Genomic DNA, 26393 nt, shown 5'->3' on the forward strand with positions numbered 1-26393 from the left:
GTGTCGACGATCCTTCTCTTCGACATCGACCGGCTCTCGGACGCCGGCACGGACAGGTTCCGGCAGGCCGTGCCGGCCGAGCGGCGTGCACGGGCGGACAGGTTCCACTTCCCGGCGGACCGGAAGCGGTGCCTGGCGGCCGGGGTGCTGCTGCGCTACGCGCTACTCGAACGCCATGGCCTGTCCGACCGCGAACTGACCCTGGCCCGTACCGAGTTCGGCAAACCGTTCCTGGTGAACCGCCCCCAGCCGCGCTTCAGCCTGTCGCACTCCGGGCGCTGGGTGGCGTGTGCCACGAGTGCCACGGAGATAGGCGTGGACATCGAGCACACCGGCGCGGGGGCCGTCGACATCGCGCACCGGTTCGCGCCGGAGGAGTACGCGTACATCGCCGCGGCGCCGACCGGTGAACGGGCACGCCGGCTGATACAGATCTGGACGCTCAAGGAGAGCTATACGAAATACCTCGGGCGGGGCCTGGGCGTGCCGCTGAACTCCTTCAGCGTGTCCCCGCCGAACCGGCGTCCGACGGTCCTGCGGGGACGGCTCGACACCCGTCCCCTCCTGAAACAGGTCACCCACGAGGGCGACTACTGGATCGCCGAATGCGGCGAGGACGAGAGCGACATCTCCCTCGCCGAGCCCACGCCGGAAGACCTGTTCACCGTCTGCTGACGGCGGCTCCGCGAAGCTCCGAACGGCAGGCCCGTCCGGCCCGGACGCCCACGTGGGCGTCCGGGCCGGACGGGCCTGCCGTTCGGAGCACGACCTATGCCCTGTCCGGTTGTGGCTCGGTCCGGTGCGCCACCGCCTCCCACGGGATCCGGCTGCCGCACAGCGTGACGACGAAGGCGCAGACGCAGACCAGGCCGAGGCCCCACGCCAGGCTGCTGGCGTTCGCCACGAATCCGATGATCGGGGGTCCGGCCAGCAGCCCCGTGGTGCCCATGGCGGCGACCAGCGTCAGGGTGTCCGAACCGCGCTTCGCCGCCGCGACGTACACGCACGGGGTGACCGCGGCGACGCCCAGGCCGACGGCGCCGAACCCGAGCAGGGCCGGCACCACACCGCCGGCCAGCAGGGCCGCGCCCAGCCCCACCCCCGCGAGTACGCTCCCCAGCACGACGACCCTGCCGTCACCCCAGCGGCTGCGCCAGCCGTCGGCGAACAGGCGGGCCACCACCATCATTCCGGAGACGACGGCGATGCCCAGCGGCGCGACCTGCTCCGACGCCAGTGCGACATCCTCCATGTAGAGCGTGGACCAGTCGTTCATGGCGCCTTCGGCGACGGTGCCGAAGGCCATCGCGCAGCACATCCACAGCGTGACGCCGGTGGGCAGCGTCCACCGGGTGCGCGGGCGGGTCGTCTTCTCCTCCGCCGCGGCGGACCCTTCGTCGGCGAGCAGTCCGCCGCGTGCGCAGACGGCGAGGAGCACGAGGAGGAGCGCCGCCACGCCGAAGTGGGCGACGACGGACGAGGTGACCGCGTTCATCCCGGAGGCGAGCAGCGCCGCCGCGAGCGACCCGCCGCTGAAGGTGGCGTGCAGCTTGGCCATGGTGTTGCGCTCGAAGGTCGTCTCCAGCGCCGCCCCCTGCGCGTTCATGGCGGTGTTCAGGCACCCCACGAGCACACCGTCCACGCCCATCACGAGCAGTGCGGTCGGGTAGTTCGGCGCCAGCGCGAGGCCCAGCAGCATCAGGGTGAGGCCGAGGGTGGACAGCAGCGCGAGCCGTTGGGAGCCCAGACGGCGCATCAGATGCGCCACCAGCGGGAAGGACACGGCGGCGCCGATACCGGCCGCCATCAGGAAGAAGCCGACCTCGGCCGACGTCAGGTCGAGATCGGCCTTGAAGGTCGGAATGCGCGAGGCCCAGGTGGCGTACTGGAAGCCCAGTGCGGAGAAGAGGGCGGCTGTCGCCAATTGGCCGCGGAGGAAGGGATCCTGGATACGGAACAAGGGTCAGCTCGCTCGGGGTGGTGGGGACGGAACGGCCGGTGCCGGGGCGACGGCCTGCCGGGAGGGCGGAGAGTCGTCGCCCAGAAGGGTCCGGACCATGTAGACGGCGCCCGCCTGGTAGGAGTCGGGAGCCACCGTGCCGGGGTCCGCGCTGAATCCGCGCGTGGACCAGTACGGTTCGCTCCCGCCGACCGCGACGAGGGACATCCGCTCGTAGCCCTGGGACCGGGCCGTGTGTTCCAGGTGGGCCACGAGGCGGCGGGCCAGGCCCCGGCGGCGGTACGCGGGAGCGATCACGATGTCGTGCAGATGGAGGTTGCGCGAACGGAAACCGCTCTCCTCCGGCCGCGCGAGGTCCGGGTACCGCCCGGCGGGGTAGGGCAGCGCGAGCAGGTAGCCGGCCGGCCCGCCCGCGACCTCCAGGAGGAAACAGGTCCCGGGTGAGGCGTCCGCCCGGGACCGCAGCGCGGCGTACCCCTCGCAGAGCCCGAGCGGGGTGTAGGCGTCGGACTCCAGGGCGACGACGGCCTCCCAGTCGTCCTCGGCGACGGGGCGGATCCGGATGGCCTCGCTCACCGCCCACCGCCCGTCGTCGCGCAGGGCAGCGGGGCGACGCCGTTGAACCCCTCGGTCATGTAGCTGATCCCGTACGCCCCGGTGGACAGGATCCAGACCCGGTCACCGGAGGCCAGTTCGCCGGGCACCCGCACCGGGCGGTGCTCGGCGGCGTACGCGTCGTCGCTGTCGCAGGTGGGGCCGGCGACCACGACGGGCACCGTGGGGGCGTCGTCGCGATGCGAGGGGAAGACGAGGCGGTACTGGAGCGCGTCCATCTCGTACAGCCCGTTGAACTTGCCGCAGCTCAGATAGAGCCAGTGCCGGCGGTTGCCGTCCGGCATCTCCCGCTCCGACAGGCGGACCACCCGGCCGCTGACCGCCCCCTGGTCGGCCACCAGGAAGCGCCCCGGCTCCATCACGAAGCGCAGGTGCTCGCCGTGGGTCCGCCGCAGGTGGGCCATGCCTTCGCGCAGCACGGTGAAGATCTTGTCGATCGGGGGGTCCAGCGGTACTCCGCGCCGGTCGGTGTAGCCCGACGCGGGCAGACCGCCGCCGAGATTGACGTGGTCGAGCACGATTCCGCGCTGGTCGAGGGCGTCCATGACATCGGCTATCCGCTCGACGGCGGCGTGCCAGGCGTCCGGGTCCATCTGCTGCGAGCCGACGTGGACCGAGAGGCCGGCCGGGGTGAGACCGAGGTCCCGGGCGGTCTCCAGCAGGCGTACGGCGTCTTCGGGCGAGCAGCCGAACTTGTCCTTGAGCCCCCACAGGGCCCCGCCGCCGGCCGTCGCCACCCGGCAGAAGACCCGGGCCCCCGGCGCGTGGGCCGCGACGGCCTTCACGTCCTCGACGCTGTCGGTGGCGAAGTCGGTGACGCCCAGCCGGTGGGCCGCCGCTATGTCCTGGTCGGACTTGATGGTGTTGCCGTAGTGCACCCGGGCGACCGGCACCCCGTTGCGCAGTGCCTGGGTGAGCTCCGGGAGGCTCGCCGCGTCCACACCGCAGCCCTGGCCCGCCAGGTGGGCGATGACCTCGTCCACCGGGCATGCCTTCATGGCGAAGCGGACTTCGGTACCGGGGAGTTCGTCGAGCAGCGTCGCGTACTGCTGCCCGATCCCGTCGAGGTCGAGCACGATCCGGTCGTGGTCGGCGGCGGCCAGGGCGGTCGCCAGCCGCGTCGAGAGTCCCTTCATCGCGGGTCCTCCCCCGTCGGGCGGTACACGGGTGTCCGGCGGGCCGCGCGTACCAGCCGCTCCCACTCCTCGGTGAGGAGGGCGAAGTCCTCCATGTCGCCGCGCGCCTCGTCCAGCAGACGGTCACCGCGCCGGCCCAGCTGGTCGGCGAAGTCGGCGTACCGGCCGCCCAGTTGGCGGTAGGCCGTGTCGAGCCGGCGCAGGCGCTCGTGGTTGTCGGCCGGGTCGATTCCGGCGCTCTCCCGGACGAGTCCGGCGACGGCGCAGGCGCGCACATGCCCCCGCTCGTCGAGCAGGGTGTCCCCGGCGCGTGCCAGTGCGTCGTACACCACGTGGTAATAGAGCATCGACAGCAGGAACTTGACGAAGCGCGTCTGGTACGCGACGAAGCCCGCGTCCGTCCGGCGTTCCGCGGTGTGGAAGTTCACGATGTGGCGGTTGTGCAGGACGCCCGGGAGCCCGGCGTCGTGCACCAGGTGGATCAGGAAGTAGTCGCTGCCGATGGTGTCGGTGGCGGGGGGCAGGGGGACGCGCCCGTGCACGCCGTGGAAGGCGATGTTGCACATGTCGACGCGCATGGGGTCGACCAGGGACAGCGTCGTATGGTCCCGCTCGAACGCGTCGTGGCCGGCGCCCCGGAAGGACTGCTCGACCAGCTCCCGCTTCTGCTCGGGCGACGCGTCCAGTGGTGCCCACAGGCTGACCACGTCGTGGTGGACGCCGGCGTCGATCGCCGCGATCTCGTCGATGTCCACCGACGGCGGGCCGATGAAGGAGCCGCCGACCATGGACACCGGCCGGGTCGCGTGCTCGGGGGCCAGCCTCGTCTCCGAGGCGGTGGCCCGCGCGGCCGGCCGGCCGAGCGACGCCAGTTCGTGGTGGATGGGGAAGACCATGGTGCCGTCGACCACTTGGTAGCGGCTGTCGGAGTCCCTGCGGTGAACCGACTCGCAGCCGAGGGCGAAGCTGATCAGGAAGGCGCGGTTGGTGCAGGCGCCGTACGAGAGTGCTTCCGGCAGCATCAGGCCGAGCAGCAGCTCGGGCTTCGTGGCCTCGGCCCGGCCGATCGCCCGCGCCAGGAATTCGCGCTGGTCGTCCTCGGTGAGGTGGTGGACGACGACGCGGGGGTGCTCGGGCAGACGCCGCACGGCGGCGGTGTGCTCCTCGTACGTCGCGGTGTCGCAGGAGTCCAGGATCAGCAGGTGCACCTCGACGTCGAAATGCCCGACGGCGTGGAGCGCCTCCGCGCCGATGGCCGCGATGGTCGCCGGGCAGGCCCGGTTGGTGGGAAGCGTCAGGCAGATTCTGCGCATGCCCGCTCCTCACCGTGCCCGTCGAGATCCTGTCCGTGCCAGCCCTTGAGGCCGAGGAGCCGGCTGCCCAGTTCGTCCAGCGTGGCCCGGCCGTACCGCTCGGACTCGGGGAGGGTCGCGTCGCCGAGCAGCGTTCCGTTCCAGGTGGGCGTGGTGACGTCGCGCCAGGAGTCGACGCGCTCGCGGCGCAGGCTCCGGTGGGTGTCCAGCGCGGGCATCATCGAGAGGTACTGCACCGCACGCGCCCGGTCCGGCGAGTGGTTGGCGGCCACGCCGTGAGCCAGGAAGCCGTTGAATATGAGCAGGTCCCCGGCCGCCAACTCGGGCCGTATCACCGGAAGTTCCGCCCGGTCGATCGCGGGGCGGATGGGGTCCCGGTCCGCCGGCTGAAGAGCCTTCCACCGGTCGAATCCACGGAACAGCTCGGGGCAGCACTGGAAGCCGCCCTGCTCCGGGTTGGTGTCGTTCAGGGCGATGATGCCCTGGACCCGCTGCGGCGGGACGCCCAGTGTGGAGTCCACGTCCCAGTGGAGATTGATGTCGAAGCCCGTGTCACGGACCTCGATCAGGGACCGGTCGCGGTTCTTGATGTTGGGCGGATTGAGATTGAGCCGGTCGAGGGTGACCCACAGCTCCTCGCAGTCCCACACGTCGACGAACGCGTCGTAGACCCGGCGGCTCTGGCGGCTCTCCCACATCAGCTGGTGGTGGTAGGCCTCCACGAATCCGTAGATGTGCAGCTCCTGGTCCAGCTCCGAGCGGTACTCCCGCTCGTCGTACCAGGTCTCCGGGCGCCGCGGATCCAGGCCCTGGAAGTCCCAGGCGAAGTCCAGCAGCCGCCGGGCGGACTCCGCCGGAATGGCCTGCTTCACCACGACGTAGCCGTAGGTCTGCCAGAACGTGAAGTCCTCCTCGGATAACACCCGAAGCGGACGTGTCTTGTTGAGGTCGCGCAGAGGAGTCCGCGCCAGATAGGTCTCGCCGTCGGCACTGAAGTAGGGGCGTTCAGAGGCGGCACGGTGGAGATACGGATCAGCAGTGGGCACGCGTTGCTCCGAGACTCGGTGGTGGAGTCGTGACACAGGGAACGAGCGGACGGCACGGGGCACGTCACGGGCGGTCATGGGGGGCTACCCGCGAGGCGCGCCGGTGCGCACGGGGGTTCGGCGCGGAGCGCTTCCAGACGCAGTGCGCGGTGTCTCTCTGGATCCCTTGAGGCACGTGCCCACAAAGTTGGACTAGACCAACTCGTATGTCAAATAGGTCTACTGACGCTGCGTGGCGCCAAAACCCCCAGCGGTAACCAATTTCGCAAGCCGGGAGCACACCCATCACCGGAAGCCCCACCGGGTCGTGTTGCCCACCTCACACCGCGCGCCCCGGCGGGAGGCTCACCTCAGCCCCAGGAGTCCGGCACACCGCCACCCGACATGCCGGGCCACGCCAAGCGCTTCCCCGGGCTCGGGGACAGCCCGCGAGATCCGGCCATCACTCAGGCCCGTGCCCCGTGCCCCGTGCCCGGGGTAGGTATCGGCGAAGGTTCAGATCCGGCCGCACGGGGAGCCGTGGTGGGAGCACCCGGACGGCCGGGGAATCATGCGAGCGTCAACATGGGGAGCGATGTGGTGGCGCTGCCGCCACGCCTCCGCCCTCGTCGCCCAACCCCGGGTCAGATGTCCTTGTTCACCGGTTCCAGGATCGCCACGCACTCCACGTGGTGCGTCATCGGAAAGATGTCGGCCTGAACGCAGGCAGGAAATCAGCAGGTCAGAGATGCTTCTGGGTCCCGGATGAGAGCCGACGGGCGCCCAGAGCGTCAAATGAGCGTCACGGCCCTACGTCGGTTCGGCACCGGAACTCTGGCACATCATGGCTTCCCGTAGTACGCAGCGACTCCACCGGTACGGAGCCTCACGCCGGTGGAGTCACGTCGGTGCGCCCAGTGCGTACGAAAGTCCCGCATCACAGGGGCAGTGTGATCGAAAATCGCTGACGAGGCCGCTCCGGGCCTGAGAGGCTCGTCCCGCCTGTTGCATGCCGCCCGGGTACGGAGCCACCTACTTTGATCATCCTGGACTCGAACATGCTGCGGGGTGTCTCCCCTGACAACGCGAGCGTCGACCTGCTCAAGACCGTCCGGGCGACGGGGGTGCGAGGCGTCGCCGTCCCGTGGACGGTCATGGAGGAGCCGGCCGCGCAACGGGCGCCGCCTAGTGTCCTGCGCCGGAAATCCTGGCAATATATTTCGCTAACGAGTTCAGGATTTCATCGGCGCTCTTGGTCCATGTGAACGGTTTGGGGTCCTCGTTCCAGGTCTGGATCCAGGTGCGGATGTCGGCCTCAAGGGCTTGGACCGATCGGTGGGTCCCGCGGCGGATGAGCTTGTCGGTGAGGTGCCCGAACCACCGCTCGACCTGGTTGATCCAGCTGGAACCAGTCGGTGTGAAGTGGACGTGGAATCGAGGGTGCCGTCCGAGCCAGGCTTTGATCGCGGGCGTCTTGTGGGTGGCGTAGTTGTCACAGACCAAGTGGACGTCGAGTTCAGCCGGCACCGCCTTGTCTATCTTGACCAGGAATTTCTTGAACTCCACGGCCCGATGGCGGCGATGAAGGGAGCTGATGACGCTTCCGTCCTCGATGTCGAACGCGGCGAACAGGCTGGTTACGCCATGCCGTTGGTAGTCGTGGGTGCGCCGCTCCGGCATGCCGGGCATCATCGGCAGGACCGGCTGCGTGCGGTCCAGGGCCTGCACCTGGGATTTCTCGTCCACACACAGCACCACCGCCTTCTCCGGCAGATGGTGGTAGAGGCCGACGACATCGACCACCTTCTCCACGAACTGCGGATCCGTGGACAGCTTGAACGTGTCCTGGACGTGCGGCTTCAGGTCGAACTGCCGCCAGATCCGTCCGATCGTCGACTTCGACAGGCCCGTCCGCTCGGCCATCGACGCCCGCGACCAGTGCGTGGCATCACGCGGCGACGTCTCCAGCGTGGCAACGACGACCTCCTCGACCCGGTCGAGGAGGATCGACGGCGGCCGCCCCGGGCGCAGTTCGTCGGCCAGACCTTCCAGCCGCAGCTCAACGAACCGACGTCGCCACCGCGCCACCGTGGACACCGAGGTCCCCAGCCGACCGGCGACCCGCTTGTTCGACGTGTCCTCGGCGCACGCCAGCACGATCCTCGACCGCAACGCCAAAGCCTGCGAGGACTTCGCCCGACGGGCCCAACGCATCAGCTGTTCCCGTTCAAGATCACTCAGAGACAGGCCGGCCTTCGGCCGCCCCGGCCGGCCGGTGTCCGCCAGGCCCTCAAGCCGTGACTCCGCGAACCGCTTGCGCCACTTGCCGACCGTCATGGCCGACACACCCAAGTCCTCGGCAAGCCGCGCGTACACGACGTCCGGTTCGGCACACCGCAACACAATGCGTGCCCGGACAGCCAGCCTTGACGCCCCCTGTGACCAGCGCACCAGCTGGCCACGCTCGTCAGCGGTCAACACGAACTCGACGGAAGAACGTCCCGGAAACGACATCCTGAAACCGTAGCAACTTAATGCCAGGATTTCCGGCGCAGGACACTAGGTGTATTGACCCGTGAGGTTGGTGCCACGGCGTCGATCACTGGCTCTCCGGTCGGACTTCGGGACCGACCCGCTCGGCGATGAGCCGCCGGTAGTTCGGGCACTGGGTGACGTCCTCATACTCGCAGTTCAGGCCGCCCTCGATGAGCTCCAATGAGGCCTGGGCAGCCGCGATTCTCGACCGGAGCTCTTCGGCCGTGGGACGCAGGATCTCGTACCGGGTGGCGCGGTCGACGGTTGCGGACAGGCCCCTGATGGTGTTCAGGCCAAGGCCGGCCTCCTTCAAAATGAGGATCGTCGCCACGCGGGTGAGGTCGTCCGCACCGTAACGGCGGCGCCCGCCGACATCCCGTCCGGGGTGCAGCAGGCCCATCGCCTCCCAATGTCGCAGCACGTGCGTGGCCAGGCCGAACTGTGCCGCGAGGGCGCCGATGCTCAAGGTGCCGGCGCCTCCGTCTTCGCTTGACTTCATGCCGACATTAAGTCGCAGCATGACGTCCATGTCCAAGCATCAGGAAGCGGTGGAAGACCACCGCGACACCGAAGCCCTGCTGGCCGTCCTCGACTCTGCGGACCAGATGCCGAGCGCCACTCGGCTGCGGGCCCGTTCCTACGAACTGCTTTCTCTCGTCCCGGGCTCGACCGTCGTGGACGTCGGCTGCGGCGCCGGGCGAGCCGTCGCCGAGCTGGCCGAACGCGGCGTCCACGCGGTGGGCGTGGATCCCAGCCAGTGGATGGTGGCGGCGGCCCGTGAGCGGTGGTCGGAGGCTGAGTTCCGGGAGGCGGGGGCGGAGGATCTGCCGTTCGCCGACGGAAGCGTGCGCGGCTACCGTGCCGACAAGGTCTTCCACGTACTTCAGGAGCCAGGGCGCGCGGTGGCGGAGGCACGACGGGTGCTCTGCCCGGGCGGCAGGATCGTCCTGGTCGGTCAGGACTGGGACGCCATCATGATCGACTCGGATGACTCGGCGCTCACCCGCACGATCGTGCACGCCCGCGCCGACCTCCTGGGCACGCCCCGCGCCGGCCGCCAGTACCGCAGCCTGCTCCTGGCCGGAGGCTTCGACGATGTCGTGGTCGAGGTGCACACCAGCGTGTTCACCGACCCCGCGATGCTGTCGCTGCTCGCGAGGCTCGCCGAGCCGGCCTGCGCCAGCGGCGCCGTCGGGCGTGACCAGGCGGATGAGTGGCTCGCCGAGCAGCGCCGACGCGCCGAGGCCGGCCGCTTCCTCATCGCCATTCCGTTTTTCGTGGCCTCCGCTTCCGCCTAAAAGGCCCCGGGTGTCGCGGGTGTAGGTGAGGTCGCCGACGGCAGTCGCGGCGCGGGCGTAGTTGATCGCCGAGACCACGCCGGTCTTGTCGAGTGTGGTGGTGCGGGTGATGCCGCCCGGCAGGGTCGCCGTCTTCTCCCGGCCCACCGCGTCCAGGCCGAACGCCACGGCCTGCCCGCCCGAGGTGACGGAGGTGAGGATGCTGGAGGTGTCGTAGCCGTAGACGGTGGTGGTCCCGGCGGCCGTCATCTCCTTGCGGCGGTCCGCCGCGTCGTAGTCGTAACCCACCGTGCCCGTCGGGCCGGTGACCGTCTTCAGCCGGTCGTAGACGTCGTAGCCGAACGTCTCGGTACCGGCCTGGGTGTCGGTGACCGTCTTCGGGAGGTCCACGGCGTCGTAGGCGTATGTGGCCGTGGACTCGGCCACTCCCGCCGCGTTCACCCCGTACTTGGTGTTCTTCGCCCGGCCCAGCACGTCGTACTCGGTGGTCGCGACCTGACCCGAGCGGCTGGTGACCTTCGTCAGCCGGCCCGCCGGGTCGTATCCGAACAGTGCCTGCGCGCCCAGCGGGTCCGTCACCGACTTCGTACGGTCCGCGTCGTCGTACGCCCATGTGGTGCTGTTCTGGCGGGCGTCGGTCAGCGTGGTGAGGTTGCCGTTGTCGTCGTAGTCCAGGGACGTCGACCGGCCCAGTGGGTCCGTGAGTTGACGGGTCTGGTTCAGCGCGTCGTACGTCAGTGCCGTTCGCGAACCCGCCTCGTCCGTCATGGCCGTCGGCCGGCCCGCCGCGTCCAGGAACTGGGCGCCGGTGCGGCCCTCCGCGTCCTTCACGGAGATCAACTCGCCGTGGCGGTAGATGTATTCGGTGACCGCCCCCGACGCGTCGGTGACCGTCTCGATCTGGCCGTCCGGCTTGTACGTCAACGCCGTGCGCCGGTTCTCCGGGTCGGTGACCGTCCGCAGATCACCCGCCGCGTCATAGCCGAACACCGTCTCGTTGCCCAACGGGTCCGTAACAGAGGTGGGCTGGTCGTACGGGCCGTTGTATACGGCTGTGCCGGACATGCGTGCCTGCGCGGTGCCGGCGAGTTCGGTGGTGCGGGTGACGTAGCCGTTCGCGTCGTACGTCAGCTCCGTGCGCCGACCGTACGGATCGCTCACCGCGTCGATCCGGTGCCTCGGACCCCGGTGGTACTGCGTGCTCCGCGCCAGCGAACTCCCGTTCGCCTCGGTGTCCTTGACGCCCACGACGCCCACACTGCCCATGCGAGCGGTCACAACATACACACAATCCGTCACGGCTGGACAGAGGAATGACGAGATCACGCCAACAGCCCTGACCAGCACGGCGAAGACGGCCGAATCACGCTCCAGCACGATCGACAGGCAGAGGCATGAGCACGGGTCGGGGTGCCGCTCGTGCGGGTGGGCCGGGCGTCACCGGCGAACCGCTGGAGAACGGTGTGCGTCGGGCGGGGTACGGAACGCATCAACGCAGGCAAGACCCCCGGGCCTCCCCTGACCGTCACAACAAGAGGCAGCAGACCACGACGCCAGCTCCACAGCTCCCCCCGGCCGCGATCACTACTCCCCGCTTACGCAGCGGCGTAGCTGAGGCGGAACAGATCCTGGGCACGCTCCACATCTCTCGGGGTGCGGAGCTGCACCTCCAGGTCGCCCGTCCCGTGGCGGCCGAGCCTGGACACGTCCCGGGTGAACTTGGAAGTGAGGTCGACGTGCTTCGCGTCCCTCCGGCGGGGGTGGAGTCCGGCTGGCACCGGCCAAAACCGGGCTTCTGCGGGTGTCCCTCCCCTATACGTCCCACAGAATCGGGTGCGTAGGACCACCCTTCGTCTCCGTGCAGCGCACAGCGGATCGGCCTCGGAATCCGCCTCCCTGGGGTTCCGAGGCCGATCTTCACGCTGCCAACAGCGGGAGATCCCGCAGGCTTTCAACACGCCTCAGGGAGTCGTCCCGCCCGCCGATGGCCAGCAGGACCGTCACGCTGTTTCCCGCCCACTCGGCAACCTCGGCTCGCGGGACGCCGCCGTTCAGCCATGCCGTGAGGCATGTATGCCGCAGGTCGTACACGCGCTTCCCGGCCGGCGACTTGAACTCGTGATCCGACAGGATCTCTTCGCGCGCCTTCGCCCAGACACGCCGGAAGACCGATCCCGCCAGCATGCCGCCCTTCTCTCCCGGAAAGAGGAGGCCCGAAGGCTTGAGGCCGTATTCCTTGATCATCTCGCGGAGGATCGCGACGAGAGAGGGGTGGATGGGAACGAGGCGCGTGTCACCTTCGCCACGGCCCTTGAGATCCCGTTTCTCGTGGACCTCGCCGGTGTCGGTCCACTGGCTGCCGACTTCGGGCTGGGCTTCGTGGACGAGGAACTCGCCCCATCCTGTCGCCGACAGCGTGGCGTCGCCCACCCGGAGGGCCACGGCGTCGCCCAGCGCGGTGCGGGTCAACCGGACGGCCTGGCAACGATGCCATGGCCGCAGTCGGACAGTTCGGCGGTGGCGGTGAAGAACCGGACCGGCGCGGACACCGTCCGGTGTCCACGCCGGTCCGAGGAACGCCGCGTGCGAGGTGCCGGCCGCAGCAGCGACCGCACGCCGGTCCGCCTCCGTCGCCGCCGGGTCGTCGTCGGTGACGGTTGTGGGGCTGCCGCCCCCGCCGTCGTGCCGCACGCACGCATCAACCACCGTGACATCCGGCCACCACATCGGCCCACCTTTGACGCTCAACGAACCGGCAACCGCCAACAGCGTCCGCCGCTAGGGCGTGTTGCGAAAGTCCCGCCTGGCCGACGACGCCTGGCACGCGCACTCGCCGCGTTGTCGGAATCATCCAAGTACGTCCAGTACGAGAACGATCCTCCGCCTTGCGATCGCACGCACCAGACGCCGTCGGCCCCGCCCTTCGGGCGGACGGCGCTACTATCGCAACACGCCCTAGCCGGACCTGGCCTTGAGCAGCCGGCCGAACGCGTCCCGGAGCGTACCGGCCTGCCTCAGCCGGTGCCGTCCTGCACCGGATAGTTGATGACGACCAAACCGCCGGTGGCGTAGTTGACGACATCGGCGGCCACCCGCTGGCCATGCGGCGACGCCAGCGCCGCGTCCATGGCGGCGGCGTCAGCGAAGTCAGCTTCGAAGACCGCGAAATACGGGGCTTCTCCTTCGGTCGCCGCCACGTCGAAGCTGTAGCGCCACGCAAGCGGGCCGGGCCAATTCTTGACCAGCGGAAGGTGGTTGTTCACGTAGTAGTCGCGGAAGTGGTCAGGGTCGGCGGGCTCGGAATACAGGACCAACGACCTATGCATGACGACCTCCGCCCAGGGACGTCACCTGGCTGCCCAACTCGTAGCGACCCCACCCGTGCATGGCACCGGCCATCGGGAAGTTTCTGGCGAACATGCGGAACAGCCCGATCGGCGGGGCCTCCCCGGGCATCATGCGCGCGGGCCGTGCGCCGGCCCGGTCGGTGCACGGCGGTTCCAGCAGGGCCATCAGCGACATCGGCTCTCCCGTCGAGTTCGTTTCGAAATCAGAAACACCGGATGGATGCTAGCGTTTCGAATAAAGAAACGCAAGGAGGGTCATGCCGACGCCGCGCCCAGGAAAACCAGTTCGTGGATCGACGACCGGCCGCCCCGTAATGGCCGCGATGGACCTGTTCGGCCGTCGGTGGGCGCTGCGAATTCTCTGGGAGCTGCGTGCGGGTCCGCTCGGTGCCCGCGCGCTGCTGGCACGGTGCGAAGGGCTGTCATCCAGCGTCCTCTACCAGCGGCTCCGCGAACTCGCATCGAGCGGGATCATCGCGCCCTCGGCCGATGGCTACGAGCTGACTCGGCTGGGGACAGCACTCCGTGATGCCCTTCGTCCGCTCGACGAATGGGCGATCGCCTGGGCGCAGGAGCAAGAACACAACGATCAGGAGTCCACGGAGACGTGAAGGTCACGCCCGACCAGGTGGAGCAGTGATGTGACGGCCGCCGATTCGGGACACGGGCTCACGCGGCCTGCGAGAAACCCTCGGTCGCTGGCTCGTCGCCACGCAGAGGGGGGAAGTCGACGTCCAGGCGCGGGTCGTACACGTCGCGCTCGTCGCCGAGCTCGTGGGTGGCGGGCCGTCCTCGACACGGTCGCGGAGAAGACCCCGGCGCCGGGGTGCACTTCACCGAGGCGGCCGGGGACGCCGTGCTGTCCGCCCCTTCCTCGCACCTCGGGTGGGGCAGTGGCCGGGGCCGACTCGTACTCCGGGTGCCGGGCGGGGGGGCTCCCGCCCGGCACCCGGCTCAGCCCTCTGCGCCGTCGTCGTCATCGTCGACCTCGGGGGCGTCCGGGTCGCGAAGCGGGCGCAGGTCCTGGCGAGGGGCGGAGGGGGTGAAGCTGTAGCGGCCCAGGACGTTGAGGTTCTTGAACTTCAGCGGCGACAGGCGGGCGACATCCTGATCGCTGATCTCGTGGCGCTCGGCCGGGCACCGGCGCGGCCGGCCAGGGCGAGGCCGACCTCGGCCAGCATCGACCGCATTCGCTCGGCCCGTTGGCTGTGCCGCCGGGTCAGGCCCGCAACCTGTTCGAGCGAACGGCAGTTTCCAGACGATCTCGCGAGACCTAACAGCGAGACCAAGTGTCACAGGGAGTAGGCGCACCACAGAAGTTGAACCAGAACCCGTTCTCCTCGATATCGAGGTTCGGCCGCAGCAGGTGTTTCCCGTGGTCGTGAACAACTGCTGTCTTGAGGCATCGATAAAGCCAGGCCCTCGAATGACCCTGCCAACGGGCAGCGTCTACGCTGTGACCTGCGGCCGCCGCATGATCTTCAGTCTTCACACACCGATGATCAACGGTGGCCGCACCCGTCCCCGCAGCGGCCCCTGTCAGTGTGACCGAGCACCTCTGTTGGCCACCCTGAGTGCTTCAGTTGCCCGGGACCGGCACGAACAGGATCATGGCGAGATGACAGACCGCCTCTCTTGTGCACCGCCAACCGTAGTGCGACTCACGGAGTACACGAAGACCGAGCAGATAGAAATCACCGGCGACAGTGTCGATCCCTTCGGTGTCGCAGACGCCGGATTGACGTGACTGCCCAAGGACGATCATTTCGGCATCAGGCAGAAGGGCCGCCTCGTCGCACACGCCGGTCTGCTGCGCCTACCCATATCGATCGGCGGGGCCGGCGCACAGGTGGTGGGCGTCGGCGGGGTGGCTGTTGCGCCTGATCTGCGCGGGCACGGACTGGCACGATTGGTCGTATCGGCGGCCGTGGACCACGCCCGGACGATGGGCCACAGCACGGGCTTCTCTTCTGCCGGCCGCCCCTCGTTCCGCTCTACCAGCGACTCGGCTGGCGAACTGTTGAGCAGGATGTCCACGTCGAACAACCCGCAGGGCCAGTGATAATGCCGCTACGAACCATGTGGACGCCACTGTGCGACGGTGCGAATTGGCCTGCCGGAGAGGTTCGCCTACTCTCGCTCCCCATGTGATCGATGACGCCGGTGAGCACCGTCCCCGGTTCCGCGACCCTCACCAGTGAGCCGTTTCCAACCTGACGGATGGTTGGACGGCACCCCCGGCGGCGGGCATGAAGACAGCTCCTGGTAGACGGGTTCACGACCAAGATCACCAGTCCACCAGGAGCTTTCGCGTGCTTGTCTACCCGTCCGGCATCGATCTGTCCAGGCGCACCCTGCAACACCTCTCCGGTCTTCTCGCAGGTCACCGCCGTCGGATCGGTTCCCGGTGGCGCCGCCTGGCCTGCGGCCGACACCGACAGGCTCTGCTCGTCCTGGCCCACCTGCGCTGCGGCGACACCTACGCCCGCCTCGCCGCAGGTTTCCGCATCGGGATCACCACGGCCTACCGCTACATACGCGAGGCCGTCGACCTCCTGGCCGCCCTCGCGCCCACGCTCGAACAGGCCATGACGACCGTCCGGAAGAAGGCATACGTGATCCTCGACGGCACCGCGCTGCCGACCGACCGCATCGCCGCCGACCGCCCGTACTACTCCGGGAAGAAGAAGCATCACGGGATGAATGTGCAGGTCCTCGCCGATCCCGCCGGACGCCTGATCTGGGTCTCGGACGCACTGCCGGGAGCCACACACGACCTGACCGCGGCACGGGCCCACGGCATTCCCGCCGCCCTCGCCGGGGAGGACATCAAGTGCTGGGCCGACAAGGCGTATCAGGGCGCCGGCCCTGCGATCCGCGTGCCGGTCCGTGGCAAGCACCTGCGCGGCTGGCGCCGACGTCACAACCGGGACCACGCGAAGATCCGCAGCCTCGGTGAACGCGCCATGGCGATTCTCAAGTCCTGGAGGCTCCTGTGATGGGGCTCGTTGAAATTCCCCACCCTGTACTCAGGGATGGGACAGACCTGCTCACCGAGATTCCCCACCCTCGGCGCGCTGACCTGCGGTCGGACGCCACAAGGGAGGGGCCGGCCCCCCGTCGCCCACACCAACCAAGTGGGGAACGAAGAGCTGCCTTGGGGAAATTCACGAAGCCGCATCACCCCGCTGCGGCACCACCCGGATCGCCGTCGCCATCCAAGCCGTCGTCGCCCTCGAACTCGCCACCTGATCAAGATGAAAAAGGCTCCCCCAGGCATCCCGGGCCGACACACTGCTCTATGCCGGGGTGATCCTGGAGCAGGTCAGGGTACTCCTCCCCCGGGTCGAAGCCGCCTGCGCGCAGCGGCCGGCGGCGCACCCCGAGCGTCGCGCCGCCGAGAAACTCATCGAGCACACCGCTGAAGCGGCCGGGCGGCTGCGGACACTGCTGGACGACGAATGCCGGGCACACCACGCTGACCGTCGTGGCGCACGAACACGCCGTACGGGCGGTCGGCGTGGCCGGCGATCAGGTCAGGGCGGTCTTTGGTGACGGTACGCAGGATCTGCCCCCGCAGACTTTGCCGGGTCACGAGTTGCGGTTGCGCGGCTGCCTGCTCCGGTTGTGGCGTCGGGTGGAGGCTGCGGCCGGAGCCCTGCCCGCCCGGTGCGGTCGAGGTCGCTTCGTCCAGGCCCGTGTCTCGGCGGTGTCCGCTGTCCATGGAGCCGAGTTGGGCCGGCGGCCGTCGCTTCGTCCGGTATCGGCGCGAACCCGGCTGAACGGCGTACTCACGTACTGGAGCGGGAGGTGCTTTGATGTCGTCGCTCCGGGATAACGTCCGTCACCACCGCCGCCGGTTGGGGTGGAGTCAACACCAACTCGCCACATCGGCAGGTGTGTCACTCGGGGCCGTACGGAGTATCGAGCAGGGCGGAAACCCGAAGGTCGAGACCATCTACCTGCTGGCGCGTGCCCTCAGTACCACGACATCAAGTCTGTTCGCCACCTAGTCCCCCGAGCCTCTGCGCACTACCGCTGGTGACGGTCCGAAACTGTCCGAACTCCGACAGGCCCTCATGCCTCCCGTGGGATTGCGGTAAGCGCTCTCCGAGTTCGGCCGAGCGCCCGCTCTGGCCGCCATCGAGCGCGACATCGATGACAGTCACAGTCTGTACCACGCCGATCGCTACGACAGCGTGGCCAAGCGGGTGCCGGGCATCCTGCGCGACGCGGAGGCAGCGGTCACTCTCGCCGAGACGGACACCGCCCGTCGCAAGGCCACCGTGGTCCGTGCGAGCGCTTTGCTTCTGGCCGGCAAGTACCTGACCCAGATCCGGCGCTACGACATGGCCTACCACGCGCTGTCGCTGGGGATCCGGGACGCCCGGGATACCGGGCAGAGGCAGATCGCAGCCACCGGCGTCGTCGGCATGGGCTGACTCCTGTTGCGGCAGGACCGATTTGACGAGGCCGAGCAGCTCGCGACAACCACGGCGGAGGAGATCGAACCGCGTATCTCCAGAGCCGCACCGGGGGAGCTCGCCTTGTGGGGGGAGCTCCTTCAGCGCGTCGCGAGCGCAGCCGTGCGGAACAACCGCCCGGACATCGCCAGGAAAGCCCGGCGCATGACGGCAACGGCAGCAAGCGCACTGGGTGTCGAGCATGTCAACTCCGCGAGCACTGGACCACGTTCGGGCCGGTGACAGCGGAGGCGAAAGCGATCGAGGACCTGTCGCTCGTCGGGGATGCGCGAGGTGTGCTTCGGCGTGCCGACGAGGGGGCTGTCGGCCGCAAGGCGCTGAAGAGGCTCGGCCGGCCGAGCGCGAACAACTGGGACCGGCACCGCCTGGACATCGCGAGGGCATACGTCCTGCTCGGGTCGCACCAGGACGGCGTGGAAGAACTCAACACCATCCGGCGCTCGTCCCCGGAGTGGCTCAAACATCAGTCCATGGCCCGCTACATCATGGAAGACATCCTCCGCGGCCGCACGCGAACGCTCACCCAGGACATGCGCGAGATGGCCATCCACCTGGGAGTGTCCGGCTAACGTGTGCGACTTCGTGTCGCACCTTGAGGCGGCTGATCCCGCACTCGACCGCATGACGGGCCTTGTAGTCCTTCCGGTCGAAAGCAGGCGGCCCGCCTGGCGCGGCAGGGGGTCAGGTCTCTTCGCCTCCGGCGTTCGGGGCCGGGCCGCCGAGGCCCTGGGGGTCGGCGGTTGTGGCCGTGGGAGGGTCGGGCAGCGTACGCGCGGAGCGGTCCAGCATGGTGCGGTAGCGGGTGAGCGCGGCGGTCCGTGCGGGTGGGACGGAGGGGGCCAGCACGTTGAGCAGGGCGCGCAGGCGCCGGTGGACCTGGAGGGAGTCCGAGCCGTAGTGGAGGATCTCGGACAGGGCGAGGTCGAGGATTTCCTCCCAGCCGGGGCGCGGCAGGGTGAGGCGGGGGGCGCCCTGGTGGTCGTGGACGGTGGTGGTGCCCAGGGGGCGGTGGGAGAGGCGCAGGAGGACGGCTTCGATCTGGTCGAGGGACTGGACGGCGGTCGTGGGGTCGTTGACGGCGGGTGACAGGGCGCGGATCGCGACGTCCACGAGGAGGCGCAGGCCGTAGGCGGGGTCGTGGTCGATGTGCCGGGAGGGGGCGAGGTGTACGGCGCGGGTGAGGTGGCGGGCGGCGTCGGCGGGGACCGGCCGCGGGGTGATGTGCAGGAGGGGGGTGCCGGGTTCGACGAAGCTGCCGACGGCGCTCAAGCAGGTGATGTGCACATCGTGCCGGGCGGCAATCTCGGCGATGGCGGGGCCGTCGATGTCCTTGACGACGCCGCTGCGGCGGGCGGTGAGCGTGGTGGGGTCGCTGGAGGCGGGGCCGGGCGGTGTCGGGTCCGGGGGCTGCCAGGTGCTGTCGAGTACCTGGTGGAGGCGCAGGCCGACGGCGCGGGCGAGGCCGCCGCCGGTGATCACCTCGCGCAGCGCGGCCAGGGTGCTCAAAGTGGCGCCGGTGGACAGGACGACGAAGACGATGGCCAGGGTGACGGACAGGCGCGGGACGTGGCTCTGGCGGACCTGTGCGAGGACCACCAGGGCGTAGACGGCGGTTCCGGTGAGCGCGCCGAACAGGATCAGGGAGTGTTCGAAGAAGCCGAGGATGCCGGCGAGGCGCGGCGAGGTGTTCTGCACTGACTGGATGACCAGGGTGACCGCGGTCAGGACGAAGCCGGTGAGGGCGATGATGCCCGACGCGATCGCGCCCAGGGTGGCCTGGGCGGCGGCCGCGTCGTAGGAGAGTCCGCCGATGGGGTGGTGGCGTTCGAGGTGCGGCAGCCAGTAGCCGAGGAGAACGGCGCCGGCGATGAGCGCTGCGGCCAGGCCGCGGTTGGGCCAGGTGGCGCGGGGAGAGATGTAGGCGCGCTGCCGCCTGCGACGCATTGGCGTGTCGGGCATGCGGCTCACTCCTGCCGTTGCCGCGCCCCGGGGGGCACGGCGTTGGAGACGGCGTCTGCGACGGTGGCGTGGACGGCCCCTGCGCCGAGCCGGCCGGCGAGGGGGTGGCGGTCGAAGTCGTGGCGGGCCGTTGCGCGCAGTTCGGCGAGGTGCAGGGAACACTGGCGGCGGTCGAGCGCGTAGCGCAGTTCGTCGAGGACGTCCAGGACGGGGACACCGAGGTGGTAGGTGGAGCCCAGATCCAGCACGACGGTGTGCGGCGCGGGTTCGGCTGCCGCGGCGCGGGCGAGGATGTCCTTGCGGACGCGGTCGCCGTTGCCGAAGAAGAGCGCGCCGTCGGGGCGGGCGACGAGCACGCCGGGCTCGGTGGCGGCCTTCGCGTGCCCTCTGATGTCGCCGTAGGTCCGGCTGCCGGGAAGCCGGCCCAGGACCGCCACCCGGATGGTGCTCGCCGCGGCGATGAACAAGACCAGGGACAGGGCGACGGCGAGCAGCAGACCGGGCAGCAGATCGAAGAGCAGCACACCGAACAACGCGGTGAGCGCCACCCACAAGCTGGACCGGTCGGCCCGGGCGTAGCGGCGCAGCTGGCCGGTGGACAGGAAGCCGCGGACGGCGAAGATGACGATCGCGCCGAGCACCGGTTCGGGCAGGTCGGTGAACAGCGGGGTGAGGAACGCCCCGGTGAGGAGGATGAGCACGGCGGCGATCAGGGAGGCGAGCCGGGAGCGGGCGCCGGCCGCCTCGGCGGCGGCGCTGCGCGAGGCGCTGCCGGAGACGGTGAAGCCGCGGAAGAGGCCGGCACAGATGTTCGCCGCGCCGACGGCGGCCATCTCGCGGTTGGCGTCGACCTCGTCGCCGTACTCGCGGCCGAAGCGTGAGGCGATGCTGAACGCCTCGGCGAAGACCACCAGGGCCACGCCGCAGGCGCCGCCGGCCAGGTGCCACCAGTCGGCAGCGGGAATGCCCGGGAGGTGGGGTACGGGCACGGCGGACGGGATTTGCCCCACCACGTCCACGCCGTGGTCCTTCAGCCCGGCCCCGGCCGACACCACGATCGCCACGACCAGGACCAGCAGGGACGCCGGAAGCCGGGGAGCGAAGTACTCAAGCGCGAAAAGCGCCGCGAGCGCCGCGCCGCCGACGGCCAGGGAGGCGAGCGACCAGTGGGGCAGGTGCCGCAGCACCGTGAACAGCCGGGGGAAGAACTGCCCGTCGCCGCTGGACGTTCCGACGATCTTCGCGAGCTGCCGGACGACGATGGTCAGCGCCATGCCGAACAGGAACCCGCCCAGTGCCGGTGTGGCCAGGAAGTTCGTCACGAACCCCAGCCGGGCCAGGCCGGCGGCGAGCAGCACGCCGCCGGCGATCACCGCGAGGGCCGCGGACAGCCCCACCGCCTGCCTCGGGTCCGGGCTGATGTCCGCGACGGTCGCGCCGGACAGCACCGCGGCCGCCGAGGTCGCGCCGATGATCAGGAACCGGGAGCGGCCCACCAGGACGTAGACGGCCAGCGCGACGGGGGCGGCGTAGAAGGCGTTCTGCGGCGGCACACCGGCGATCTGCGCGTACGCCACGCACTCCGGCACGATCAGCGCCCACGCCGTCGCGGCTCCCAGCATGTCGCCGCGCAGGCTCCCGCCGCTCGCCCCGAGCGCCGACCGCACGCGGTCCGCGGTGCTCATGACGCCCTGACGATGACCGCGACGACGAAACCGGCGAGCACCAGCAGCCCGCCCATCACCAGGGCAGGCCCCACGACACGGCCCAGCGGGCGCCCCTGACGCATCCGCGCCTGGCGGGAGCGCCACTGCGCGTAACCGGCCACTGTGACGCAACCGGCCAGGGCCACGAGGTAGCCGGCCAGGGCCAGCCGAAGCCCTCGCGGTGTGACGTCGGTGAGCTTGACGACCGCGAACGCGGCGGCCAGCAGGGCCAGCGCGGTACGGGACCAGGCCAGCAGCGTGCGCTCGTTGGCCATGGTGGCCCGGTAGTCCGGTTCCTCGCCGCGCTGCCACCACCGGCCCGGGCGGGCGCGTCCGTCCTCACCCTTCTCCTCCCCCTCCTGGTCGTGGGAAATCAGCGATCACCTCCGGCCCGCCGGACCGGCGCCTCGCGGGTGCGGCCGGTCATCAGGACAGTCCACTGATCGCGTCGCCGATGTACTTGGTCCCGAGGACGGCCAGCACGGTTGTCATGATCGCCGTGTTGTGCTGCCCGAGCCATTCCCGCCAGCCGGCGAGGACGGCCTCGGCGCGTTCACCGCCGGCCAGGTAGGTGCCGAGCGGCAGCAGCGTGCACAGCGACCCGATCAGCACCATGAGAACCCCCGCGACGGCCCTGCCCCCGGTACCCGCGCCGGAGGCGGCAATGGACACCGCGCCGCCGATTCCCAGTACCAGGTTCTTGGGGTTGGCGACCGCCAGTGCCGCGCCGAGACCGGCGGCCTTCCCGGGAGTGAAGCGGTCGACGGCCCGCATCCACCCCGGGAGCCGCGCCGGCCGGCCCTCGCGCGGACGCCCGCGCCACTGCACCGTGGCCAGCACCAGGAACGCCGCGCCCAGCGCCAGCTTGAGCCAGTACGTCCACCGCGCCGGCCCGCCGGTGCCCTGCGAGGCGTCCCCTCCCGCGCCGACCAGCAGCACGACGGTGACGAGCACAGCCAGCGCCACCATCCACCCGGCCGTGAAGGCCGTGCCGTTCGCCCGCCCCCGCGGCGTGCCCAGCATCAAGATCACCGCGATGAGCGGCAGCGGACTGATCGCAATACCCGCCGCGGACACCAGCATCTGCCCGATCGCATCACCCACGCACCCCGCCCCCTTTCCTCGGCCGCCACCACCGGACATACCGCTCACCAAGATCGGCGCGACCTGCCGCGCCCGCCACCCGGGAGGGCCCGGACGGGTGAGAGGGCGGCTCCGAGCCCGTCACTCCCCACGGACAGGTCCGCTCGTGCGTCGTTGCACCCGACCTTGACAGTGCCCGGTCTTTCGGCGGCGGCCGGATGGTGATGGCCTCCGTGCACGAGGAGATCCCGGAAAGGGCCGGCACCTCGTGCTCGTCACCGGCCGCCAGGTCGACACGGTGCACTTCCCCATCCTGTCCGGACACACCGGGCAGGCCCGTACCGCGAGCCTGCCCGCGACCGAGTTCGCCGAGTTCTTCGGCGACCGGCCGCGGCGGGTCCTCACCTCAGATCGCCGATGCCGCCGCCCGTGCCCCGGGCCGGGGACAGGATGTGACGGGCCGGTTCCAGACCGCGCCCGGCCGACGCCCGGTAGTGTCGACCCGCGACGGTGACCGTTCGACGAGGCTCCTGGTACAGCCCGTGATCTACGACTTCCCGCACGGTATGAAGGGCTGCCACGCCCCGGAAGTGCTCGGGGGGGGGCCGGCCCCCTTTGGTGTGTACCGTCCCGGCGAAAAGACAGACGGGCCATCGCAGGCTGACGCATACGTCACCGCTGTCCCCGCCCCGCGCGACGGGCGCGAGCGGTGAGCGGGATCTGGCGGCAGGTCCTGGCCGCGTACACCACCGACCAGCACGACGAGCGCGACCGCGAGTTGCTGCTCACTCTGGGCGCCGCCGAACTCGCACCCGCCCGCAGCAGCGAGGGCCAGCCCGCCACGGCCGAGGACGTTCAGCACATCGCGCTCCACGAATTCGGTCTCCTGATCGGCGACGCCCAGGCCCGCACCGCGCGGCGGGAACGCCGCACCCGCCACCGGTGACCCAGCCGGACTCGCGCGTTAGACCTGCATGACCACGATGACGCCGCGGCCACTCCCGGTCACCGGCCCCGGCGAAACAGACCCGCCCACCCCGTGTGAGCCGATCTACCAGGCGCTGGCCACGCACTGGGTGGCGGAGGGGCGTGTCGTGCCCGGTCCGGTGGAGCGGGAGTGGGCCATGCTGGCAGGCAGCTGCCCGTGGCCCATCCGATAGAGACCAGCGTGGTGCGGCGGCCATCACCCCCGTCTTCCGCATCACGCTGAACCGGCCGGCAGCCTCGACGACCTGCCCGGCCAACGAGGCTGCCGGACCGGCCGGTCGTGTTGGGCCCCCCTTCCGGCCCGGCAGCCTCAATCCCATGCTTCGCCGGAACCGCCCAGGACGTGGTCTCGTTGACCCGGACGTGGGTGGGTACACCAGAGGTCTTGCCGACGATGAGTCGCCACAGTTCCAGCCCACCGCTGCCGGACCGCCCGGTGGGCCGATCCGGCACGGCGGCCGTCCCGGATCGGCCAGATGTGTGACGGATCCCTGCGTGGGGAGGATGGCCGCGCAGCCATTTCCGACGGACGGAGAATCGATGAGCGGCAACGTCAGGGAGCTGACCGACAGTTCCTTCGCGGGCCAAGTGCTCGAAGTCGAGGGGCCTGTGCTCGTCCACTTCTGGGCCGAATGGGCCGGACCGTGCAAGATGCTCGCGCCTATCCTCAAGGAAGTCGCGCCCCAGTACACGGGCAGGCTTACCTTCACAGCGCTGAACATCGACCAGAATCCCGCCACAGCGCCCGCGCACGACGTCCGGGCTGTCCCGACGCTCCTCCTCTTCAAGAACGGCACCGTGACGGCAACCAAGGCCGGCGCCGTGTCGAAGACCGCGCTGACGAACTTCCTCGACGCGAACCTGTAACAGGTCGGCGGGCGCAGCACCGTCAACGACGAGGCGACAGCCACCTGCGCGGTTCTGGCCGGTCTGAGCTTGCACTACCGACCTGCCCCGACCTGGGACCGCCCGGGAAAAAGCTCGAGCTCAGGTCAGGGGGTGATGATGGAGAAGTCCGGGTCGCCGGGGTCGAGGAGGCCCGCCAGGCGGGCGAGGACCGATGCCTGGCCGGTGACCTCGATGCCCGCCTTCGCGAGAGCGTCGGCCCTGAGTCCTCCCGTCGCGAGCGCCGGGAGGGCTCGTGCCGTCGTCGTGAGTGTGGCGTCCGCGTCACCGCGCTGGGCCGCCGAGTTGTAGGTGAGTGCGCCGTTGGCCAGCCGCAGGCGGTAGCGCCGGTCGGTGTCGGTCAGGACGATGTCGATGGTCAGTTTCTCGTCCCATGCCTTGGGGCCGTCGATCTGGATGGCGATGGCGTCGAAGAGCATCTCCGGGGTGAGGGCGGACATGACGTCTGCGGACGCCGTGACGGTCGGTGTGCCGAACTTCCCCTCGCGCAGTTCGGTGGCGCCCGAGAGGTAGATGTTGCGCCACACGCCGTTCTCCGCGCCGTAGCCGAGCTGCTCGAAGGTGTCCGCCAGGAGCTCGCGTGCCGCCGTGTGGTCGGGCTGGGCGAACACGACGTGGCTGAGGATCTCCGCGCTCCAGCGGAAGTCGCCCTCCTCGAACGCGGCACGGGCCTTGTCGACGACCGCGTCCGCGCCTCCGCCGAGTGCGACGTACCGCTTGCCCTGCTCGACGGGCGGGTGCTGCCACAGGTGCGCCGGGTTGCCGTCGTACCAGCCCATGTAGCGCTGGTAGATCGCCTTGAGATTATGGCTCACCGAACCGTAGTAGCCGCGGGCGTGCCACGCCCGTTCGAGCGCGGGCGGAAGTTTGAGGTCCTCCGCGATCTCGGTGCCGGTCCAGCCCTTGTTGATCAGGCGCAGGCACTGGTCGTGCAGATAGGCGTACAGGTCGCGCTGCTCGGAGAGGAACGTCACGACGCGCTCGTTGCCCCAGGTGGGCCAGTGATGGGACGCGAAGACCACCTCCGTCTCGTCGCCGAAGAGGTCGATGGTCTCGGTGAGGTAGTTCGACCATGCGTGCGGGTCGCGGACGAGCGCACCGCGCAGGGTCAGGAGGTTGTGCAGCGTGTGGGTGGCGTCCTCCGCTGCGCACAGCGCCTTGTGGTCGGGGAAGTACACGAGGATCTCCGCCGGGGCCTCGGTCCCGGGGGCCATCTGGAAGATCATCCGGACGCCGTCGACGGTCTCGGTCTGACCGGTCTCGGTGACGTCCAGCGTCGGGGCGATGAGCGTGATGTCGCCGGTCGCGACGGTCTGCGCGAGACCGGTGCCGAGCGCGCCTCGGGGGCTGCGGGCCAGAGCCGCACCGAACATGTACGCCGAGCGCCGGGCCATCGCGGTTCCGGCGTAGACGTTCTCCGACACGGCGTGCTCCGTGAACTCCGCCGGGGCGATGACCGGTACACGGCCGGCGTCTACGTCCTCCTGCGTCGTGACTCCGCGGACACCCCCGAAGTGGTCCACGTGCGGATGCGTGTACAGCACGCCGGTGACGGGCCGGTCGCCGCAGTGCTCGCGGTACAACGCGAGCGCGGCCGCCGCTGTCTCCTGCGTGACCAGGGGGTCCAGCACCAGGACCCCGGTGCTGCCCTCGATGAACGTGACGTTCGACAGGTCGAACCCCCGCACCTGGTAGATACCGGGTACGACCTCGAACAGCCCTTGGATCGCGTTGAGGGTCGACTGGCGCCACAGGCTCGGGTTCGCGGTGTCCGGCGCGTCACCCCGCAGGAAGTCGTAGGTGTCGTTGTCCCAGACCACCGCGCCCTCGGCGTTGGTGATGGCGTTCGGGGACCGCTTCCCGAGGAAGCCGCGTTGCGCGTCCTCGAAGTCCTGCGTGTCGGAGAACGGCAAGCTGTTCAACAGAGCCTGATTCCGGCTGACGACGGTCGGCGAGACAGGCTTGGGCGTCATGGGCATAGCACCCATACTGGCCACATTGGCCTGTCTCCGCACGCCGAGCCGCCTGGCCCGTACCGG

Annotated in this window: 23 protein-coding genes and 4 pseudogenes; 10 read left to right on the plus strand and 17 right to left on the minus strand. The window is 69.9% G+C overall.

All coding sequences use genetic code 11. From position 1 onward, the window contains the following. Positions 1-675, plus strand: coding sequence for a 4'-phosphopantetheinyl transferase family protein (locus tag OG700_RS07355; protein WP_405610711.1), 675 nt, complete (start codon positions 1-3; stop codon positions 673-675). A 94-nt stretch (positions 676-769) separates the two neighbouring features. On the opposite strand, the gene OG700_RS07360 is transcribed toward OG700_RS07355, so the two are convergent. The 7 genes from OG700_RS07360 to OG700_RS07390 all read right to left on the minus strand — a co-directional run bounded on the left by OG700_RS07360 (position 770) and on the right by OG700_RS07390 (position 9083). Next, entirely contained in the window at positions 770-1960 is a 1191-nt protein-coding gene (locus OG700_RS07360) for an MFS transporter (RefSeq protein WP_405610714.1), read from the minus strand. A 3-nt stretch (positions 1961-1963) separates the two neighbouring features. Beyond that, on the minus strand, positions 1964-2536 hold the full coding sequence (locus OG700_RS07365) for a GNAT family N-acetyltransferase (RefSeq protein WP_405610717.1): 573 nt from the start codon (positions 2534-2536) through the stop codon (positions 1964-1966). Continuing rightward, positions 2533-3711, minus strand: a complete 1179-nt coding sequence (locus OG700_RS07370; RefSeq protein ID WP_405610720.1) for a type III PLP-dependent enzyme — start codon at positions 3709-3711, stop codon at positions 2533-2535. The genes OG700_RS07365 and OG700_RS07370 overlap by 4 nt, the downstream gene beginning before the upstream one ends. Next, positions 3708-5024, minus strand: coding sequence for a DUF6271 family protein (locus OG700_RS07375; RefSeq protein WP_405610723.1), 1317 nt, complete (start codon positions 5022-5024; stop codon positions 3708-3710). The genes OG700_RS07370 and OG700_RS07375 overlap by 4 nt, the downstream gene beginning before the upstream one ends. Continuing rightward, on the minus strand, positions 5006-6070 hold the full coding sequence (locus tag OG700_RS07380) for a phytanoyl-CoA dioxygenase family protein (RefSeq protein WP_405610726.1): 1065 nt from the start codon (positions 6068-6070) through the stop codon (positions 5006-5008). Before OG700_RS07380 ends, OG700_RS07375 begins: the two co-directional genes overlap by 19 nt. 1164 nt (positions 6071-7234) lie before the next feature. Further along, a complete protein-coding gene (locus tag OG700_RS07385; protein ID WP_405610729.1) occupies positions 7235-8563 on the minus strand; it encodes an IS630 family transposase in 1329 nt (442 codons plus the stop codon). An 85-nt stretch (positions 8564-8648) separates the two neighbouring features. After that, on the minus strand, positions 8649-9083 hold the full coding sequence (locus OG700_RS07390; RefSeq protein WP_405621506.1) for a MerR family transcriptional regulator: 435 nt from the start codon (positions 9081-9083) through the stop codon (positions 8649-8651). Between the two features lie 28 nt (positions 9084-9111). Here OG700_RS07390 and OG700_RS07395 point away from each other — a divergent pair, with 28 nt between their 5' ends. Further along, positions 9112-9882: a methyltransferase domain-containing protein gene (locus OG700_RS07395; RefSeq protein WP_405621508.1), complete on the plus strand. Its 771-nt coding sequence runs from the start codon at positions 9112-9114 to the stop codon at positions 9880-9882. A 1595-nt stretch (positions 9883-11477) separates the two neighbouring features. Here OG700_RS07395 and OG700_RS07400 read toward each other — a convergent pair. The 4 genes and pseudogenes from OG700_RS07400 to OG700_RS07415 form a co-directional block, all read right to left on the minus strand. Further along, a pseudogene (locus OG700_RS07400) lies at positions 11478-11630 on the minus strand (transporter); the annotation flags it as partial. Between the two features lie 169 nt (positions 11631-11799). Further along, on the minus strand, positions 11800-12351 hold the full coding sequence (locus OG700_RS07405) for a hypothetical protein (RefSeq protein ID WP_405610732.1): 552 nt from the start codon (positions 12349-12351) through the stop codon (positions 11800-11802). Between the two features lie 545 nt (positions 12352-12896). After that, a complete protein-coding gene (locus tag OG700_RS07410) occupies positions 12897-13196 on the minus strand; it encodes an EthD family reductase (RefSeq protein WP_405610735.1) in 300 nt (99 codons plus the stop codon). 4 nt (positions 13197-13200) lie between these two features. Continuing rightward, on the minus strand, positions 13201-13404 hold the full coding sequence (locus OG700_RS07415) for a hypothetical protein (protein ID WP_405610738.1): 204 nt from the start codon (positions 13402-13404) through the stop codon (positions 13201-13203). Between the two features lie 139 nt (positions 13405-13543). On the opposite strand from OG700_RS07415, the gene OG700_RS07420 reads away from it, so the two are divergent. Beyond that, positions 13544-13840, plus strand: coding sequence for a winged helix-turn-helix transcriptional regulator (locus OG700_RS07420; protein ID WP_405621510.1), 297 nt, complete (start codon positions 13544-13546; stop codon positions 13838-13840). Positions 13841-14183: 343 nt separating this feature from the next. Here OG700_RS07420 and OG700_RS07425 read toward each other — a convergent pair. Continuing rightward, positions 14184-14363 (minus strand): annotated as a pseudogene (locus tag OG700_RS07425) (hypothetical protein); the annotation flags it as partial. Between the two features lie 484 nt (positions 14364-14847). On the opposite strand from OG700_RS07425, the pseudogene OG700_RS07430 reads away from it, so the two are divergent. The 5 genes and pseudogenes from OG700_RS07430 (at position 14848) to OG700_RS07450 (ending at position 18282) form a co-directional block, all read left to right on the plus strand. Continuing rightward, a pseudogene (locus OG700_RS07430) lies at positions 14848-15380 on the plus strand (GNAT family N-acetyltransferase). Between the two features lie 161 nt (positions 15381-15541). Next, positions 15542-16225 (plus strand): annotated as a pseudogene (locus OG700_RS07435) (transposase family protein); the annotation flags it as partial. A gap of 903 nt (positions 16226-17128) precedes the next feature. Next, positions 17129-17242, plus strand: a complete 114-nt coding sequence (locus OG700_RS07440) for a hypothetical protein (protein WP_405610741.1) — start codon at positions 17129-17131, stop codon at positions 17240-17242. A gap of 186 nt (positions 17243-17428) precedes the next feature. Continuing rightward, positions 17429-17671 carry a hypothetical protein gene (locus tag OG700_RS07445; RefSeq protein WP_405610744.1) on the plus strand — a complete coding sequence of 81 codons (243 nt, stop codon included), beginning with the start codon at positions 17429-17431 and terminating at the stop codon, positions 17669-17671. 260 nt (positions 17672-17931) lie between these two features. Next, a complete protein-coding gene (locus OG700_RS07450) occupies positions 17932-18282 on the plus strand; it encodes a hypothetical protein (protein WP_405610746.1) in 351 nt (116 codons plus the stop codon). A 112-nt stretch (positions 18283-18394) separates the two neighbouring features. On the opposite strand, the gene OG700_RS07455 is transcribed toward OG700_RS07450, so the two are convergent. From OG700_RS07455 to OG700_RS07470, 4 genes are all read right to left on the minus strand, one after another. Beyond that, the gene (locus OG700_RS07455) at positions 18395-19672 is read right to left on the minus strand and encodes a DUF2254 domain-containing protein (RefSeq protein WP_405610749.1); all 1278 of its coding nucleotides are present in this window, start codon (positions 19670-19672) and stop codon (positions 18395-18397) included. Between the two features lie 5 nt (positions 19673-19677). Continuing rightward, positions 19678-21357, minus strand: a complete 1680-nt coding sequence (locus OG700_RS07460) for a SulP family inorganic anion transporter (protein ID WP_405610752.1) — start codon at positions 21355-21357, stop codon at positions 19678-19680. Further along, the gene (locus OG700_RS07465) at positions 21354-21653 is read right to left on the minus strand and encodes a DUF202 domain-containing protein (protein WP_405610755.1); all 300 of its coding nucleotides are present in this window, start codon (positions 21651-21653) and stop codon (positions 21354-21356) included. The genes OG700_RS07460 and OG700_RS07465 overlap by 4 nt, the downstream gene beginning before the upstream one ends. Positions 21654-21804: 151 nt before the next feature. After that, complete coding sequence (locus OG700_RS07470; protein ID WP_405610758.1) at positions 21805-22482, minus strand: GAP family protein; 678 nt, start codon at positions 22480-22482, stop codon at positions 21805-21807. A 688-nt stretch (positions 22483-23170) separates the two neighbouring features. Here OG700_RS07470 and OG700_RS07475 point away from each other — a divergent pair. After that, the gene (locus OG700_RS07475) at positions 23171-23407 is read left to right on the plus strand and encodes a hypothetical protein (RefSeq protein ID WP_405610761.1); all 237 of its coding nucleotides are present in this window, start codon (positions 23171-23173) and stop codon (positions 23405-23407) included. 581 nt (positions 23408-23988) lie between these two features. Then, positions 23989-24315, plus strand: a complete 327-nt coding sequence (gene trxA, locus OG700_RS07480) for a thioredoxin TrxA (RefSeq protein WP_405610764.1) — start codon at positions 23989-23991, stop codon at positions 24313-24315. 125 nt (positions 24316-24440) lie between these two features. Here trxA and OG700_RS07485 read toward each other — a convergent pair whose 3' ends face one another. Further along, complete coding sequence (locus OG700_RS07485) at positions 24441-26327, minus strand: alkyl/aryl-sulfatase (RefSeq protein WP_405610767.1); 1887 nt, start codon at positions 26325-26327, stop codon at positions 24441-24443. Positions 26328-26393: the final 66 nt, after the last annotated feature.

This window comes from Streptomyces sp. NBC_01508, assembly GCF_045040315.1.
Lineage (GTDB): Bacteria > Actinomycetota > Actinomycetes > Streptomycetales > Streptomycetaceae > Streptomyces.

Coding starts and splice junctions, on each gene's coding strand:
- OG700_RS07370 (WP_405610720.1), bottom strand. CDS start 3,711: ATGAAGGGACTCTCGACGCGGCTGGCGACCGCCCTGGCCGCCGCCGAC.
- OG700_RS07375 (WP_405610723.1), bottom strand. CDS start 5,024: ATGCGCAGAATCTGCCTGACGCTTCCCACCAACCGGGCCTGCCCGGCG.
- OG700_RS07385 (WP_405610729.1), bottom strand. CDS start 8,563: ATGTCGTTTCCGGGACGTTCTTCCGTCGAGTTCGTGTTGACCGCTGAC.
- OG700_RS07390 (WP_405621506.1), bottom strand. CDS start 9,083: ATGAAGTCAAGCGAAGACGGAGGCGCCGGCACCTTGAGCATCGGCGCC.
- OG700_RS07395 (WP_405621508.1), top strand. CDS start 9,112: ATGTCCAAGCATCAGGAAGCGGTGGAAGACCACCGCGACACCGAAGCC.
- OG700_RS07415 (WP_405610738.1), bottom strand. CDS start 13,404: ATGTCGCTGATGGCCCTGCTGGAACCGCCGTGCACCGACCGGGCCGGC.
- OG700_RS07420 (WP_405621510.1), top strand. CDS start 13,544: ATGGCCGCGATGGACCTGTTCGGCCGTCGGTGGGCGCTGCGAATTCTC.
- OG700_RS07455 (WP_405610749.1), bottom strand. CDS start 19,672: ATGCCCGACACGCCAATGCGTCGCAGGCGGCAGCGCGCCTACATCTCT.
- OG700_RS07460 (WP_405610752.1), bottom strand. CDS start 21,357: ATGAGCACCGCGGACCGCGTGCGGTCGGCGCTCGGGGCGAGCGGCGGG.
- OG700_RS07465 (WP_405610755.1), bottom strand. CDS start 21,653: ATGGCCAACGAGCGCACGCTGCTGGCCTGGTCCCGTACCGCGCTGGCC.
- trxA (WP_405610764.1), top strand. CDS start 23,989: ATGAGCGGCAACGTCAGGGAGCTGACCGACAGTTCCTTCGCGGGCCAA.
- OG700_RS07485 (WP_405610767.1), bottom strand. CDS start 26,327: ATGACGCCCAAGCCTGTCTCGCCGACCGTCGTCAGCCGGAATCAGGCT.